We start from the raw sequence: 576 nt of genomic DNA on the forward strand, positions 1-576 counted from the left end.
ACTCGGGTGGAGACGATGGAACGCGGTGTGGACTTGGCGGTGATCTCGTCTCATAACGCCAAAGACGCTTGTCGGTCATTCGAGGGAATGGTGATTTCCCTGCATGGGTTAACCGCTGGCTATTTGACTTATGATCAAGTCCGAGCAACTGGCAAGATATTTCATCCCAACTGCCAACATCATGTGAGTCCGGTGAGAGATATCAATCTGTTACCCGAAAAGCTGCGTCAAAAACACGATCAAAAGATGAAAGCACTCCGTATGTAACGCGAGTGCTTTTAATTATCTTCCGACCTATCAGCGTTATGTCGTAAAACTGGCCGCCCCAATCATCCCCACGCGGACGCGACCGCGAAATCAAGCGTAGGGTAAGGAGGACATGATTTTGGCAGAAGAAACGCAAGTGCAAGAGCCGCAGCAAACTCAAGTGGAGAATACTCCGGTAAAAGCAGACCCTACGCCCCAGGAACATCTTATTCCAAAATCTCGATTCGATGAAGTCAACACCAAATATAAAGAAGTCCAGGGCCAACTGGACCAGCTGTTGGCCGAGCGCGAACAGCAAGAAAAACAAGC

At 49.3% G+C, this 576-nt stretch carries 1 protein-coding gene and 1 pseudogene; both read left to right on the forward strand.

Going from position 1 to position 576, the window contains the following annotated elements; genetic code table 11:
- Window positions 1–267: pseudogene (locus GJ688_RS20110) on the forward strand (phage minor capsid protein); the annotation flags it as partial.
- Window positions 268–385: 118 nt separating this feature from the next.
- A partial coding sequence (locus GJ688_RS20115; RefSeq protein ID WP_207708854.1) for a hypothetical protein occupies window positions 386–576 on the forward strand: 191 nt, incomplete at its 3' end.

Source organism: Heliobacterium mobile (assembly GCF_009720735.1).
In the GTDB taxonomy this organism is placed as follows: domain Bacteria; phylum Bacillota; class Desulfitobacteriia; order Heliobacteriales; family Heliobacteriaceae; genus Heliobacterium; species Heliobacterium mobile.